The sequence below is a fragment of the Lactonifactor longoviformis genome, assembly GCF_042848515.1.
GTDB lineage: Bacteria > Bacillota > Clostridia > Lachnospirales > Lachnospiraceae > Lactonifactor > Lactonifactor longoviformis.
Map to the genome: position 1 here is coordinate 4,223,972 of NZ_AP031453.1, position 15,515 is coordinate 4,239,486.

10 protein-coding genes and 2 tRNA genes are annotated in these 15,515 nt (G+C 48.3%); 1 reads left to right on the plus strand and 11 read right to left on the minus strand.

From position 1 onward, the window contains the following. The 4 genes from urtB to ACGHCT_RS19285 all read right to left on the minus strand — a co-directional run bounded on the left by urtB (window position 1) and on the right by ACGHCT_RS19285 (window position 5,904). On the minus strand, window positions 1-909 hold the full coding sequence (gene urtB / locus ACGHCT_RS19270; protein ID WP_390437255.1) for an urea ABC transporter permease subunit UrtB: 909 nt from the start codon (window positions 907-909) through the stop codon (window positions 1-3). Window positions 910-942: 33 nt separating this feature from the next. Beyond that, on the minus strand, window positions 943-2,211 hold the full coding sequence (gene urtA / locus ACGHCT_RS19275; protein ID WP_390437256.1) for an urea ABC transporter substrate-binding protein: 1,269 nt from the start codon (window positions 2,209-2,211) through the stop codon (window positions 943-945). Between the two features lie 217 nt (window positions 2,212-2,428). Then, entirely contained in the window at window positions 2,429-3,421 is a 993-nt protein-coding gene (locus ACGHCT_RS19280) for a response regulator (RefSeq protein ID WP_072851701.1), read from the minus strand. A gap of 14 nt (window positions 3,422-3,435) precedes the next feature. Continuing rightward, window positions 3,436-5,904 carry an ATP-binding protein gene (locus tag ACGHCT_RS19285; protein ID WP_390437257.1) on the minus strand — a complete coding sequence of 823 codons (2,469 nt, stop codon included), beginning with the start codon at window positions 5,902-5,904 and terminating at the stop codon, window positions 3,436-3,438. A gap of 101 nt (window positions 5,905-6,005) precedes the next feature. Here ACGHCT_RS19285 and ACGHCT_RS19290 point away from each other — a divergent pair, with 101 nt between their 5' ends. Further along, window positions 6,006-7,097: a response regulator gene (locus ACGHCT_RS19290; protein ID WP_390437258.1), complete on the plus strand. Its 1,092-nt coding sequence runs from the start codon at window positions 6,006-6,008 to the stop codon at window positions 7,095-7,097. Between the two features lie 220 nt (window positions 7,098-7,317). Here the strand turns inward: ACGHCT_RS19290 and ACGHCT_RS19295 are convergent. The 7 genes from ACGHCT_RS19295 to ACGHCT_RS19325 all read right to left on the minus strand — a co-directional run bounded on the left by ACGHCT_RS19295 (window position 7,318) and on the right by ACGHCT_RS19325 (window position 15,448). Next, window positions 7,318-7,401, minus strand: a tRNA-Leu gene (locus tag ACGHCT_RS19295). Between the two features lie 196 nt (window positions 7,402-7,597). Then, window positions 7,598-7,679 (minus strand) — tRNA-Tyr (locus ACGHCT_RS19300). Between the two features lie 109 nt (window positions 7,680-7,788). Next, window positions 7,789-9,909 (minus strand): glycoside hydrolase family 13 protein, encoded by a 2,121-nt coding sequence (locus ACGHCT_RS19305; protein ID WP_072851695.1) that lies wholly within the window; start codon window positions 9,907-9,909, stop codon window positions 7,789-7,791. A 332-nt stretch (window positions 9,910-10,241) separates the two neighbouring features. Beyond that, entirely contained in the window at window positions 10,242-12,068 is a 1,827-nt protein-coding gene (gene ftsH / locus ACGHCT_RS19310) for an ATP-dependent zinc metalloprotease FtsH (protein WP_390437259.1), read from the minus strand. Window positions 12,069-12,086: 18 nt separating this feature from the next. Then, entirely contained in the window at window positions 12,087-12,608 is a 522-nt protein-coding gene (gene hpt, locus ACGHCT_RS19315) for a hypoxanthine phosphoribosyltransferase (RefSeq protein ID WP_072851691.1), read from the minus strand. Continuing rightward, complete coding sequence (gene tilS / locus ACGHCT_RS19320) at window positions 12,601-13,950, minus strand: tRNA lysidine(34) synthetase TilS (RefSeq protein WP_390437260.1); 1,350 nt, start codon at window positions 13,948-13,950, stop codon at window positions 12,601-12,603. The genes hpt and tilS overlap by 8 nt, the downstream gene beginning before the upstream one ends. 10 nt (window positions 13,951-13,960) lie before the next feature. After that, on the minus strand, window positions 13,961-15,448 hold the full coding sequence (locus ACGHCT_RS19325; RefSeq protein ID WP_072851687.1) for a SpoIIE family protein phosphatase: 1,488 nt from the start codon (window positions 15,446-15,448) through the stop codon (window positions 13,961-13,963). Window positions 15,449-15,515 lie beyond the last annotated feature (67 nt).

Here is a 15,515-nt window from a genome sequence, read left to right on the forward strand (position 1 = left end):
TCAGTCCTCAAGCGCCCTGTTTTTCACTGCGAAAATTCCCTTTGGCCGAAACTGGAGAAGCAGAATGACACATAAGAAGATAAGCACCTTGCCTATGGAGGCTGTGGTGAAGAATTCAAAGGCTGTGCCTCCGATCCCGATAAATCCGGCTCCGAAGACAGAACCCAGCAGACTTCCTGCCCCGCCTACCACAACGGTCATAAAGGTATCTACGATGTAATTCGTGCCAAGTGTAGGGCCTATGGCACCGATCCAGGTGAGGGCACACCCCGCAAGTCCGGCCAGCCCGGATCCGATGGCAAAGGTCGCCGAGTCAATCCGTCCGGTGTTGACACCTAATGCCGCTGCCATATCCCGGTTCTGCATGACTGCCCGGATGTTCCTTCCCTGTCTGGTCCGGTACATCAGCCAATACACGCCGAAAAGGCAGAATACGGCAAGGATAAGGATAAAGATCCTCTTATAGGGAAGAGACAGCATGCCGTGAATCCTTAGACTTTTCTCCAAAAACGACGGTGCCTTCACTCCCACATTTGGGGAGCCGAAAATACTTCTGGCTGCCTGCTGGAGAATCAGGCTGATTCCCCAGGTGACCAGCAGGCTGTCCGCCGCCCTCCCATAAAGCCTGCGGATCACCAGACGCTCCAGGATAAATCCCAGAACTGCTGCCACCAGAAAGGACAACAGGATTGCCACAATGCAGTATGCATCAAATACACCGGCCGGCAGATACTCAATGAACAATTTCTGTACTATGTATGCCGTATAGGCTCCAACCATAAGGAATTCCCCGTGGGCCATATTTATAACGCCCATCAGTCCAAAGGTTACTGCGAGGCCAAGGGCGGCCATCAGAAGGATGGAGCTGACACTTATACCATTGAACAACTGCATCAGGAATAATTCCATACCAGATACCTCCTCTCAATTTTCTCTTTCCAATTACTGGACGTTGGATAAGCCCTTGGCCCACTCATAGCTTTCCAGATACGGGTCTGGCTTCACCGGACCATCTGTGCTCCATACCTCATCAATCAGTCCTTCTCCATTCACCATTCCGATTCTCACCGGTTTATACATATGCTGGTTCTCTCCGTCTATGGTTATGGTGCCTTCCGGAGCCTTGAATTCAATTCCGCCTGCGGCTTCCCGTACCTGATCCACATCCGTTGTACCCGCCTTTTCTACTGCTGCTGCCCACAGGTAAACGGCATCATAACCTGCCTCAATGGGATCGTCCGTCACCCGCTCCTCTCCATATTCTGTTTTATAGGCTTCCACGAATTTTTTATTCTCCGGGGTATCCGTCGTCTGATAATAATTCCAGGCTACCAGATGTCCTTCCAGGTAAGATGCGCCGATGCCTGCGGCCTCCTCCTCCGCAATGGAAACAGACAGGGTCTGGATCTCATCCGGGGTAAGCCCCGCATCTTTATACTGTTTGAAAAATGCCACATTGGAATCTCCATTTAGTGTATTAAATACGAAATCCGGCTTTACATCCTGGATCTTGCTGATGATGGTGGTATAGTCCGTATGTCCCATGGGTGTATATTCCTCGCCAACTACCTCCATTCCCAGATCTTCTGCCTGCTTCTTCACAATGGAATTGGCAGTACGTGGAAATACATAATCAGAACCCAAAAGGAACACCTTTTTTCCGTAATTCTCATTCATATATTCAATCGCAGGTACGATCTGCTGATTAGGCGCCGCTCCTACATAGAAAATGTTTTTGGAAGCCTCCATCCCTTCATACTGGACCGGATACCAGAGCAGTCCGTTGTTGCTTTCAAAAGTTGGCAGGACTGCCTTGCGGCTGGCTGAAGTCCAGCAGCCAAATACCGTGGCAACCTTGTCATTGAGGAGCAGCTTCTCTGCTTTCTCCTTAAATGTGGCATTATCCGATGCACCGTCCTCCACAACCGGCTCGAGCTGCTTTCCTAAGACCCCGCCGGCTGCGTTGATCTCCTTGATTGCCAGCAGCTCCGCATCTCTGACAGAGGTCTCACTGATGGCCATCGTCCCGCTCAGGGAATGCAGGATACCTACCTTAATGGAATCTTTGGAATCCTCCTCGCTGCCGCTTGCCGTCTCTGTCTTATTTGTTTCCTTGTCTGTAATCTCTGTCATAGCACCGCCGCTGCAGCCTGCCAGGGATGCTGCCAGCACTGCAGATAATACAATGGCTCCAAATGTACGTTTTTTCATAATGTCATCCTCCTCAAATAAGTTGAAAAACCTGACTGTCTTGTCCTCAGGATGGTTTCCCCTCTGTATCTATACAAAAAGGAAAGCCGCCATTTCCCACAATGGGATATGACAGCTTTGTCCACCGGTTTTTCTAATTGAATATATAATAATCATAATGGATATGGAAAAAATAATAAACCATAGTAATCCGGTTTTATACCCAAGAATTCCGTTTTTATCCTGTTTTACTGTTCCGGTACGTGGTTGGTGTAACTCCCGTATAGCTTTTAAATAACCCGGTAAAATAGTCCACGGTGGTATATCCCAGCTCTCTGCTTATTTCGTAAACTTTCTTCGTGGTCCCTGTCAGCATCGCCTTTGCCTGTTCCATTTTGAGGCGTGTGCAATACTCGGAAATGGTGATTCCGACTATGCTTCGGAACCGTTTCCCCATATAATCCTTACTGAGCTCCATCTGCTCTGACAGGTAATCCAACAGCCGGGGACGGCATATGTTATGTTTTAGAATGGTCACCATCTTCTGTACCACCGGATCCGGTTCCCTTAGCTGATACCGGTTCACGATATTCAAATATTCCTGTAATACCCTGCTGGTGTCCTCTGGTATATTTTCCCCGATGTAGATGTCCACACCGCCCATTAGCTCCAGCCAGGGCGCCCGCTTTACCAGTTTTGCGTAAACCCCCTGCAGGACGGCCGCTGCTTCTTGCCGGTCCATAAGCGGATTATCCGGGAACACAGCCTGCAGCTGTCCGGTTAAATACCCGGCCATTTGCTGCGCAGTATGGTTCTGGTGCATCAGACGGTCATAGATTTCATCCTCCAGCGTATTCCCACCCAGGAAACGCCCGGCCAGTTCCAGGGCCTCTTCCAGTTTTTCTTCGCTAAAGGGTTTTTCTATGTATTCCACAGCCCCCAGACGCATCCCCTCCTTTGCATACGCAAAGTCGTGATAGGTGCTGGCCAGGATAACTATGGTCCGGTATCCCAATTCCCGGACTCTGCGGCACAACTCCAGCCCGTCCATGACAGGCATACGAATATCCGTGATCAAAAGGTCATAATGAGCAGCTGCCAGTTTATCCAGCGCCTCCCTTCCGTTGGCGGCAGTCCCGGCGATCCGGTACTGCCCCTGTCTCCAGAGTTTATACCGGGATATCAGGAACAGGATATCCTCATCGTCTTCCACAAACAGAATTTGATACATGGCCATTCCCCCTATCACTCATCCAAAAGCTCCAGTGCATTCTGATAATCGTATCGATTCAGAGCCGTCTCCACTGCTTCGGTTTTCCTCCATCCCAGATAAGCGGCAAAAGCAGGACGGTTCTCTTTCCATTGTTCCAGGGCTTTAAATTCTCCCCTGGCTGCGAGCTGTCTCCATTTTTTTATCTGCTCGGCCGTATCTTTTTCTGCATATATTTGTTTAACAGTACCGTACTCTCCCTGCATCTTCTGATCAATCTGTTTCCATGCCGCAAATTTTCTCTCCATCTCCCGGGCCATATTTATCAGTCCCTGTGTTCCGGAATTTTTCAGGCGGTCTTCCATGGTACAGCACGCTGCATGGATATCTTCCGCCCCCACGGCTGCCGATGCTCCTTTCAGCTTATGGAGCAGCTCCGCAGCCTCTTTCGATTTTCCCTCTTCAATATCATCTGCAAGGGTATGGAAATCCTCCGCATGTTCCAGACAGTAGATGTGGAGCAGTTCTTGCCTTACTTTCTCTGTCTCTTCCTCTGTTGTCTTTTCCAAATCCACAAATTTACCGGCTGCCTCCTTTAGTGCATCAAGGGTTATCGGCTTCACCAGTATGTCATCCATCCCGGCTTTTTTCACTTTCTCCCTTACCATTTCCTCTCCATCTGCGGTCAGGGCAATGATGTGGGTATGAATCCCTTTCCCCTTCTCACAGGCACGTATCTTTTCTGCCGCCTCATAGCCGTCCATAACAGGCATACGCAGGTCCATAAGGATCAAATCATAGGTTCCCTTTTTATATAACGCTACTGCTTCTTCTCCATGGGAAGCCGCCACCACAGACAGCCCCAAAGAATACAGCAGCCGGGTCTGCATAGTCTGATTCACCTGATTGTCCTCCACCAGGAGGACATGTCTGCCTGCCGGGACAGGAACGGCTCCCTTTCTCCCGCCTGTCCCTTCTTGTAAGGGCAGTTCTGCGGTAAAGGTACTGCCCGTCCCTGTACTGTCCGCTCTGACCCTGCCGCCCATCAGGCCTGCCAGGCTGCGGCTTATGGGAAGCCCCAGCCCGGTTCCCCCATACTGCCCGGTCCCTGCATCACCTGCCTGTTCAAAAGGTTCAAAAATCCGTTCCAAATCCCTGGATCGGATCCCGGGTCCGGTGTCCTTCACAACCAGATACAGGCTCCCCTCTTTGGTATCATCCGGCTTCCTTTTCCAGGACAGCGTGACTTCGACACTGCCTTTCTCTGTAAACTTGACTGCATTGGAAACCAGATTGGCGGCAATTTGACGAACCTTACCCTCGTCCCCTATGAGGACAGGCGGGATATTTCCTTCTGTCCGGAGCATAAATTCCAGTTTCTTCTCTGCTGCCAGATGCCCAAAGCCGTGCTCCAGATATAGCAGAAGACTTTCTGACGGCCACTCTTTGCAAATAAGCCTCTGCCCGGTATTTTTCAGCCTGGCATAATCCAAAAGATGGCTTACCATTTCCATAAGATGCCGGGAGGCATACTTCATACAGGACACATACTCCTTCTGTGCCCGGTCAAGCCTGGTCTGCTCCAGTAGAGTTTCGTATCCAATCACGGAGTTTAAAGGTGTCCGGATTTCATGGCTCACTGACGCAAGAAAGTCATCTTTTGCCTTCAGCGCCTGATTGACGGACTCCCCAAGTTTGTGGATTTCCCGAATCCCGAATGGTACCAGAGGCTCCCTGTTTTTTTCGCCCAGGCAGCTATGGTAGCGCATGACCGGACGGATCACAAGCCGATAATAGGACAGTATCATGAGCAGGAATACCACAACAGCTGCGGCTTGTAGAGACCATTGCAGTGTTAATGCCCGGGAAACACCTTTATCTGCCCGCTCCAAATCCCCATCCAATTCCTCTTCCGCCTGTCCCAGAAATTGTCTGGTGTACTGTCCGATCACTTCCTTCTCAGATAGATATTCTTTCCCGAACAAAAGCTCTACTGCAGCCATATGTCTCTCCTCAGGACTCATAGATTTTTCAACGGTATTCAGTATGTATCCTTCCACCTCCGGAGACAGTGCGGTCTCTGTTAAGGCAGAGGCATCTGACGCAAGGCACATCGCACGGGTTTCTAAATAAATCAGCAAGTCTGAATAATTTTTTGCAGATCTCAATAGCCGGACTCGCTCTTCTGATATCCCCACCCTTTCCAGCTTCACAAAAGCTTCTTCCCTGCGCTTCCCGGTATGGACCTCCTCCCAATACCCCTTAAGACAATCCGGATTCCCGGTAATTACGTAATTTCTCGCCTGCTCAGACAAATAATCAGCAGCCGCTTCCAGATCATCGCACAGCTCCCCGCACAAAAGGCGCCGCTCCTGGATATCCTGCTGTACGGATGCCGCCTTCTTCAGATTCCAGGTCCCTACGGCCATGAAAAAGGCCATGAAAACCATCAGCGGCACCCATATACAATTCAGTTTTTTCTGGCTTATCTTGTACGCCTTCATTTTCCATCCACCCTTTTTCTTGAATAATGAATTATCGTGTAGTAAAATAAAGCCCAAATACAACCGTTTTTTATTCCCAGCATCCAAAGGAGGTCTTTTACATGAAACAGCCCGCTGTCATACTGATTGTCGATGATTCCCCGGAACAGATCCACATAACCGGCTCCATTTTGGCAGAGCACGGCTATGAGGTGCTGGTCGCTTCCAGCGGGAAAGCTGCCCTCTCCTTATTGGAGCGGGAACTGCCGGATCTTATCCTCCTGGACATCCATATGAACGATATAGACGGGTTCTCCCTCTGCCAAAAAATTCGCTCCAATCCCTGCTTTCAGGATACTGCGGTAATCTTCATGACCATTTCCCAGGACCGGAAAAGCCTGGAAAGAGGATTCGCCCTGGGCGCCCAGGACTATATCATAAAACCCTGCCACAAATCTGAGCTGTTAGCCCGCGTGGGCGCCCATGTTCGCATTGTCACACAATCCAAAGAATTAAAATCTGCTTATAGAGAGCTGGACCAGTTCTGCCACACCGTATCCCACGACTTAAAATCTCCGCTTCAGGTCATGAGACAGCTCACTCAGCTCCTCCAGGAAGAGTTAATACCTGCAGGGGCCCCCTCCACAGAAGACACACAGATAATTTTAAAGAGACTGGAACACAAGTGCGAGACAACAGAGGCCATGATCAGCCGCCTGCTGGAATTTTCCGAAATGGTCACACTCCCCTGCTGCCCGGAACCCATTGATACAGCGGCTCTCATTCAAAATATCTTTGCTGAACTTACCGCTCTGGAACCGGACCGCCACATCACGCTGGAGCTGGGCACACAGCCCTTACCGCAGCTGTCCGGCGACCCCACGCTTTTTACCTTGTTATTTCAAAACATCCTGGGGAATGCCATCAAGTTCACCCGCACCCGGGATGACGCGCGGATTTGTGTCACTGCCTCCTGTCAGGCTGATGTGCTGCTTATAAAAATACACGATAATGGCGCAGGCTTTGATATGGCAGCCTCCGGTAAGCTGTTTCATATTTTTGAGCGTCTTCATAGGGCGGAAGAATTTGAGGGAAGCGGTGTGGGGCTGGTGATCGTAAAGCGTATTATGGAACGGCATGGCGGCTCAGTTTCCATTGAATCAAAGTTAAATTGCGGAACCACTGTTTCCCTTTTTTTCCAGACTTCCCGATAAGAACTAACACAATTCATTCTACAAAAAAAGAGACTCAAGGAATCATCCTCAAGCCCCTTTGCTTTCTTCTATCCAGTACTTGGCTAATTATTATAGCAAATATCAGTCCTCCTTAGACCATTCCGTACAGTCTGATTGGATCTCGCACAACGTAGTCAAACATATAGAGCCCTATTTCCCAAAAAAGGCATAAACTAAATGTTTAAGCCTTTATATATACTGCCGGTGACCGGACTTGAACCGGTACGGGATTGCTCCCGAAGGATTTTAAGTCCTTTGCGTCTGCCTATTCCGCCACACCGGCATATATGAAACACCCTGGAAACACCCTGGAATTTGGAAGGATGTTTTGGAGGGATGTAAACATATCTGCCCCATATGAAATTATAAAATCTTTAATTTTATGCGTTTCTACGCCTGAAATGTGGAACTGACCTATTGGATTTTAAGTCCTGTGCGTCTGCCAGTTCCGCCACTGCGGCAGTGGATAAACAATCCAGTGGATGGAGAAGGATTCGAACCTTCGAAGGCGTTGCCAACAGATTTACAGTCTGCCCCCTTTGGCCACTCGGGAATCCATCCATACATTGGTTTTCCAAAGAAAACCAATGGTTATTGCTTCTGACAAGATCCGATTTTACCACAATCCATTTGAGAATGCAAGTACTTTTCCTCTGTTTTCCCGAGGAATTCAGCTTTTATTTGACGGTATTTTCCGGAGTACAACCGCGGATACCGGAGGCAGTTCTATCTCAAGCAAACCGTTCTTGCTCTGGTACACAGTTTTGTCAAAGGTATACCCCTCTGAGGTGGTAAGAGCCATCCGCTCGTAGATATCCACACCGGATCTGTCAGCCCCCAGCTGCCATACGGGAATGGTGAGGAAGGCTGATTCCTGCCTGTTATTGACACTGATTACCATCTTGTAATGCCTGGTAAATCTTCCGTAGGTAAGTCTCTGATAATCGTTATGAAGATATTTTAAGGAGCCGTGCAGCAGAGACTCACTGCCTTTGTGTATCTGAATCATACCTTTATAGAATTCCAGCAGCTCCATATCTTCTCGTCCCCAGGGGTACGTTCTTCTGTTGTCCGGATCTGTAAATCCACAGAGTCCCACCTCATCACCGTAGTAGATCGTGGGCGCCCCTGGCCAGGTCATCTGCATGACAATCGCCTCTCTGAATACAGCCTTGCTTACCCCCTCCTCCGCTGCCCGGGGACCCAGCTGCGCAACTCTTCCCACTTTTTTGTTGGTCCGGGTAAGAAACCTGGAGTGATCATGATTGGATAATTCATTCATTGCCACCTCCAGGGTGGGCTCTGTCATTCTGGATAAATGGTATGTCATGGCATTCTTAAACGCGTCGCTGTTACCATAAAGGCCTCCGTTATACTCATCGCTGTGCTTCTCCATCCCTGTCAAAAACCAGGTAATGGGTTCCATGAAGGCGTCATAATTCATGATGGTATCCCACTCATCTCCTCGAAGCCACTCTCTTGCCTCCCCGTAATGCTCCGCCAGAATAATAGCGTCGGGATTGGCTTCCTTCACATTTTTTCGGAAGTCCTTCCAGAATCTGTGGTTGTATTCGTTGCTGTGTCCCAGATCCGCTGCAACATCCAGCCGCCAGCCGTCCACATTATAAGGAGGGGATACCCATTTCCTGGCAACCTCCATAATGTATTCATAAAGCTTACCCGATTGCTCATAATTCAGTTTCGGGAGGGTATCGTGCCCCCACCAGCCGTCATAAGAGTCATTGTAAGGCCATGCATTTTCATTGTAAAAATGGAAAAAGCTTCTGTATGGGCTGAATGCATCCACATAGGCCCCCTTTTCATAGCCTTCCGCGTACTCGTAGATCCGTTCTCTGTCCAGCCATTTATTGAAGGATCCGCAGTGATTGAAGACCCCGTCCAAGATAATGCGCATTCCTCTCCGGTGCACTTCCTCCACAAACTCCGCAAAAAACTGGTTGCTGGCCTCCAGGTTTTTTTTGTCTGTGACCCTTTTGATATATTTGCCAGCATGGGCATTAGCCCGATCCCAGTCTGCCAGCAGTTCGCCTCCGTCTTCCACAATTTTTCCATAGTGCGGATCGATATAGTCATAGTCCTGACAATCGTACTTATGATTAGACGGGGAGACAAATATGGGATTCAGATACAGGACATCCACCCCCAGTTCCTGGAGGTAATCCAGTTTATCCCAAATACCCTGAATGTCCCCGCCGTAAAACCTGTGAATGTCCATGGGCTGTGGCGTTTCGTACCAGTCCAGTACCTTCTGGCTTTTGGCACCGATGTAGAAGTACTCTCCCGTCTCCACATCATTGGAAGGATCCCCGTTGCAGAAGCGATCCACATAGATTTGATACATCACCGCCCCTTTTGCCCACTGTGGAGTATGAAAACCCGGGACAATGGAAAACTGGGTGTAAATGGGCTGTTCCTTTGCCAATCCCTGCTCTCCGAAATAGCAGCGGATCCTGCCTGAGGTTATTTCAAAATAATAGTAGACCGGATCTTCCTCTACCTGTATCTTTGTCTCATAAAAATCAAACCCGCACTCTGTATACGCATAGTCCATAAGTGTTTTCTCTTCCCCCCGGACAATGTAGACTCCATCCACATTATTCTCCAGGGTTCTGAAGCGGATCGTTACCGTATCCCCCGGATCCGGCTCATAGGGTTCTCTGTAGTTCTGTGTTCTGTCGCTATATAAAGCAGCCTTGTTAAACATCGGCCGCATATTTGATACATACTGCTGAATCTTACGAACTTCCTGATAATTTCCATGTTGCATCATATTCCGTCCCCTTTATTCAATGATGGAAATGCCTCTTTTTATTTTATACGCTGACATCCTCCAATACAACTATTTTTAAACGTAAAAAAGACAGCTACCGAACGCTGTCTTTTTTGGAGAAGGTATTTCTTCTTATGGGGTGTAGCAAAAACTATATAATGTATTGGGGGGTTTTTACAGTTATTATTATAGCAAGTGGCAAGGGAAAAGTGTGCACAATCTTCACTGATATTTCAGTTCATTTTTGGGCGTTTTTTCTGCAGCCCCATTTCCCTCTTCCGCCTCCTGCCAAAAAATTATACAAAAACCCTTTTCTATCGGTAAAAAACCTTCTAAGCCATAGCCTTCTCTTCAAACAGCGCTTCAAACTCTTCTCTTCCGATTTTTTCTTTTTCCAATAATAAATCCACGCATTTATGAAGAACATCCTCATGACTCTGAATTAATGTTTTTGCTTTCTCGTAAGCTTCATCAATAATACGCTTCACTTCGCTATCAATAGTAGTAGCTACATTTTCTCCGTAGCCTCTGGTATGGGCCAGATCTCTGCCGATAAAGACTTCTTCATCGTCTTCCCCATAATTGATAAGTCCCACTTTTTCGGACATACCGTACTTGGTTACCATAGCCCGCGCCAGTTTTGTTGCCTGTTTAATATCCTGGGAAGCCCCTGTAGTCACATCCTTAAATACCAGCTCCTCTGCCACACGTCCTCCCAGATCTACAACAATATGCTGCAGCATCTGATTCTTGGTGTTAAACATCTCATCCTTTTCCGGAAGAGGCATCGTATATCCTGCCGCCCCCATTCCTGTGGGAATGATTGAGATGGTATGGACAGGCCCCACATCAGGCAGAAGGTGGAACAATATAGCATGCCCAGCCTCGTGGTATGCTGTAATCCGCTTCTCTTTTTCAGAAATAATCCGGCTCTTCTTTTCAGATCCGATTCCTACCTTTACAAAAGATTCTTTCAGATCCGCCTGCACAATGTAGGCACGTTCCTTTTTTGCCGCCAAAATAGCCGCTTCATTTATCAGGTTTTCCAGATCTGCTCCGGTAAACCCTGCCGTGGTCTGTGCAATCTCTTTCAGATTTACATCGTCTCCCAGAGGCTTTCCTTTGGCGTGGACATGAAGAATCTCTTCTCTGCCTTTTATATCCGGTTTTCCCACTCCAACCTTCCGGTCAAATCGTCCCGGCCTCAAGATGGCGGGATCCAGAATATCCACACGGTTTGTGGCTGACATTACAATAATTCCCTCATTCACCCCAAAGCCGTCCATTTCCACAAGCAGCTGATTGAGCGTCTGTTCTCTCTCGTCATGGCCGCCGCCCATTCCTGTTCCCCTGCGTCTGGCCACTGCATCAATCTCATCTATAAAAATAATACATGGGGCATTCTTCTTTCCTTCCTCGAATAAATCTCTCACACGGGAAGCGCCCACACCCACAAACATCTCTACAAAGTCAGATCCCGAGATACTGAAAAACGGAACTCCCGCCTCTCCCGCTACTGCCTTTGCAAGGAGTGTCTTGCCTGTACCCGGAGGTCCAACCAGAAGAACCCCTTTTGGAATCCTTGCACCTACTTTAGTATACTTCTGTGGATTCTTAAGGAAATCTACGATCTCGACTAAGTCCTCTTTTTCTTCCTGAAGTCCTGCCACGTTGGCAAAGGTAACTCTTTTCTCTGCATCCACGGACATCTTGGCACGGCTTTTACCAAAGTTCATCATTTTGGCGTTGCTGCCGCCCCCTGACATCTGTCGGTTCATCATCATAATCATAAAGATTACCAGACCTCCGGTCAGCAGCAGGGGCAGAATAGATGACATGAACACATTATCTCCCGGAACATCGTACAGGGTCGGCACAATATAGGACCCTTCCAGATATTCCTCTACCTTTACCACGTCGCTTACATAAAATTGTCTCTGTTCTCCTCCCTTTAATTCCAGCACTACCTGTCCTGTGGGCACTGCATTGTTGGGATGAATGGCTACTTTTGTTACATTTTGGCTGTCTACATCTTTCACAAAATCCTGATACGTATATGAATTATTTGTTGTCACCTGATTGGTAATGAACCACCAGGCCCCGATAATCAGAACTCCAAGGACCAGATAGAATCCTAACCCTCTTGTTTGCTTATTCACTTCCTGCTCTCCTTTTCCCTAAAGTTCTACCACACCTATATATGGAAGATTTCTGTATTTTTGTGCATAATCCAGGCCGTATCCAACAACGAACTCGTCCGGGATATTGAAACACACATAATCCACCTGCACGTCCCGCACTCTGCGCTCCGGCTTATCCAGGAGTGTACAGAGCTTCAGGCTTTTTGGTCCTCTCTGGCGCAGAACCTCCATCAGATAGCTCAGCGTTCTTCCGGAGTCAATAATGTCCTCCACAATTAATACATCCTTGCCCTCCAGCGGCTCATCGAGATCTTTTACAATTCTCACAACCCCGCTGGATTTCGTGTCGTCACCGTAGCTGGACACAGACATAAAGTCCAGGCTGACCGGTATTTTGAGCCTCTTTGCCAGTTCACAGGTGAAAAATACGCCGCCTTTCAGCACGCAGATTAAATGCACGCTTCTGCCCTCATAGTCCCTGCTGATCTGCTCCCCGATCTCCCGTATCCTTTTCTCTACTTCCTCCTCGCTGAGCAGCACATGAACCTTTTCACTCATGTTGATTTCCTCCTTCTACCCGTACTTCTAAAACCGTTTTTGTCTCTTGGGTAACTTTATAGTATTCACTGATCCGGTAACCCACAACCCACAGAATATGTGAGCCGTCCGCAAGCAGAAGAAGCTCCTCTCTTTCTCTGCGGGGCACCTTGCAGTCAATCAGGTAATCCTTTATTTTTTTCCTTCCGCCGGAGGCATTGATCACGAGATAATCCCCTGGTCTGCGCGTCCGTACGTTTAGACTATCTTCTATTTTATCATAATCAAACCATTTCGTATACTTTTTTTCCGGAATTGGCTGATTTTCGTAGGAAAACCTTCTCCAGCTCCAGGCCGGCCGGGGCGTCTCCGGCAGCTCTGCCTCTCCCTTTTTCCTCTTTGCCAGCCAAAGCGCCTGGTATTCCATTTCTCCCTGGATTCTTCCGGGGAGAGAAACCAGTTTTCCCGAACTGCCTTTTGCAAGGTCCATGAGGCTCCTGATATGATCTGCACCTATGTCCTTTAATCCCCCCGCCAGCTCTCCCAGTGTTCTTCGAAGCACATATTGCTGAAGGATCTCTTTTTCCTGAAAAAGTTCTTTGCTGACTCTAATTCTTCCCTTTTCTTCCCTTACATATTCCTCTTTCAGTTTCCCTGCCAGCTCATCCAGAAAGTTATCTGCTTCCAAAAGCATTCCGGCTGTCCGGGCAATATGTGAAATTGTCTGCTCGTTAATATCATGAACCAGTACCGGCAAAACCTGATGCCGTATCTTGTTTCTTGTATAATCCACACACAGATTGGTACTGTCTGTAAGATACTTTATGCCTTTCTGCTCCAGATAATTCTCAATTTCTTTTCTCTCCACGCCAAGAAGAGGCCGGATAATCCGCTCCCGCACAGGTCGTATCCCGCACAGGCCCCGAATCCCACTGCCTCTGGCCAAATGATAAAGAAAGGTCTCAGCCACATCGTTCTGATGATGTGCCAAAGCCACCTTATCTCCATTCCACTCCTCCATAAATCTCTGAAACGCATCATAGCGGGCCTTTCTCCCTGCTTCCTCCAGGGTCATATGCCCTTCCTTTGCCATTTGCTCCACCGGATAAGAGTACTCTCTGCAGGGAATCTTCCACTGCCTGCAGAGCCTGTCTACATAATCCGCATCTCTTCTTGCCTCTTCTCCGCGAATCTGGTGATTCACATGGACCACGCCAAGCGCGAAGTCTGTCTGTTTCTGATATTCTTTTAAAAGCGCAAGAAGGCATACCGAATCTGCCCCGCCGGAGACCCCTGCCACAATGCGGTCTCCATCCTCTATCATATGATATTGCCTTATATAAGCAAATACCTTATTTTCCATCCTTTGTCTCCTACTTTTTCCAGATACCGGCCACCAATACGGTCATATCGTCCACTGCCCGGTATTCACTATATCCCAGCACCCGTTCGAGAATCCCCCGCCCCAATTCTTTGGGGGCATTTCCCCGGGTCTGCAGTATAATTTCTTTCATTACTTCTTCCTGGCGGTCCAGGGGCAGCGCGTCCAGCACCCCATCGGTCACCATAATCAAAAAATCCCCGTCGTATAACTTCTTTGTGGTAGTTTCAAAGTCAATCTGCTGCACCAGACCCAGTCCCAGGCTGGTGGATGAGATTGCCTCTACCCAGTTGTTCCGTTTGATAAATGTTGTTGCCGCTCCAGCTTTGAGGAAGTGCCCCATACCAGAATACAAATCCATCACACAGATGTCAACCGTAGAGAAATGTCCATTTTTTCCCTGAAGAACCAGGGCTGAGTTTACCATTTTTGCAGCCGTCTCTCCTGTGAATCCCGCATCTACAAACTCCTCCAGAAGGTCCACTACCATCTCACTCTCCTGGCAGGCCTCCAGACCGGAACCCATGCCATCCGAAAGGCACATAAAAAACTGGCCGGTGTCCTCCATGGTACACATATAATTGTCTCCGGATACGCTCTCTTTATCCTTGGTTATCTTGGCCGCACCATACAGCACCTTGAAATTAACGTCCTCCACAAAACTGTATGTAGTAAATTCCCCGTTGATCAGCGATCGGCTGTCCTTGCGCGCTACCATAGAACATCCGCATTCCTTTGAGAGCTGTGCCGCTGCCTCATTCACCGGGATGCACTGGCCTCCCCTGCTTCGAAGCCGCATAAAATACTGCTGTTTTCCATCCGGAAGCTCCAGCATCCAGATACTTTTCAGCACAATATTTTTTTTCTTCAGCCTACGCTCCAGATCATCCTTGAATTCCGGCAGTACATCGGTCACCTCAAACATATCTCTGGACATAATCTGCATGATCCGCGCCATCTCACTGAGCTGTTCCGCCACCGCCAAGCGGTTTTCGATTAGTTTGTTGCTCCAGACCAGGTTCTGCCGCTCCCTGGATATCATCCGGTACAGCTCGTCCCCAAGCTTTCCCTGATTCACACAGATGCCCATGAGCTCTACCTTCCCCCGTCTGATTTTTTCCTCATCTCCCTCTTCCATGATTCTCAGAAGATTGTATATTCTCTGCTGGGTCTGCAGATACTGCTTTTGCCAGCACACATGGTGCAGATGACATTTCTGGCAGAAATTCTGTTCCACTTCTCCAATCAGTTCTTCTATTTCTCCATTGCTCAGATAATCTTTCCGGTAAGGCATACCGTAAAAACTATTAGCTAAACGCTGAAAAGAGGTTGCATATCGTTCCATTTTCTCTTTCTGTGGATGCTGGTCATATACAATGGTTGCCGCACTTTTTTTCATTCCTGAAAAAATAGTTTTTGCCATGTCCCGGATAATCAGTAGCGCGCTGATTACGAGCATGGCAATAATCCATTCCTGCATCTATGATTACCTCCCCTGAATTAGCATTCGCTATCAAAGGTGTATTATAGATGTTTTTTCCTTTAAT

Bases quoted from the DNA above. Each gene is read 5' to 3' on its own strand.
- urtB (WP_390437255.1), bottom strand. From the start codon at position 909: ATGGAATTATTCCTGATGCAGTTGTTCAATGGTATAAGTGTCAGCTCC.
- urtA (WP_390437256.1), bottom strand. From the start codon at position 2,211: ATGAAAAAACGTACATTTGGAGCCATTGTATTATCTGCAGTGCTGGCA.
- ACGHCT_RS19280 (WP_072851701.1), bottom strand. From the start codon at position 3,421: ATGTATCAAATTCTGTTTGTGGAAGACGATGAGGATATCCTGTTCCTG.
- ACGHCT_RS19285 (WP_390437257.1), bottom strand. From the start codon at position 5,904: ATGAAGGCGTACAAGATAAGCCAGAAAAAACTGAATTGTATATGGGTG.
- ACGHCT_RS19290 (WP_390437258.1), top strand. From the start codon at position 6,006: ATGAAACAGCCCGCTGTCATACTGATTGTCGATGATTCCCCGGAACAG.
- ACGHCT_RS19305 (WP_072851695.1), bottom strand. From the start codon at position 9,909: ATGATGCAACATGGAAATTATCAGGAAGTTCGTAAGATTCAGCAGTAT.
- hpt (WP_072851691.1), bottom strand. From the start codon at position 12,608: ATGAGTGAAAAGGTTCATGTGCTGCTCAGCGAGGAGGAAGTAGAGAAA.
- tilS (WP_390437260.1), bottom strand. From the start codon at position 13,950: ATGGAAAATAAGGTATTTGCTTATATAAGGCAATATCATATGATAGAG.
- ACGHCT_RS19325 (WP_072851687.1), bottom strand. From the start codon at position 15,448: ATGCAGGAATGGATTATTGCCATGCTCGTAATCAGCGCGCTACTGATT.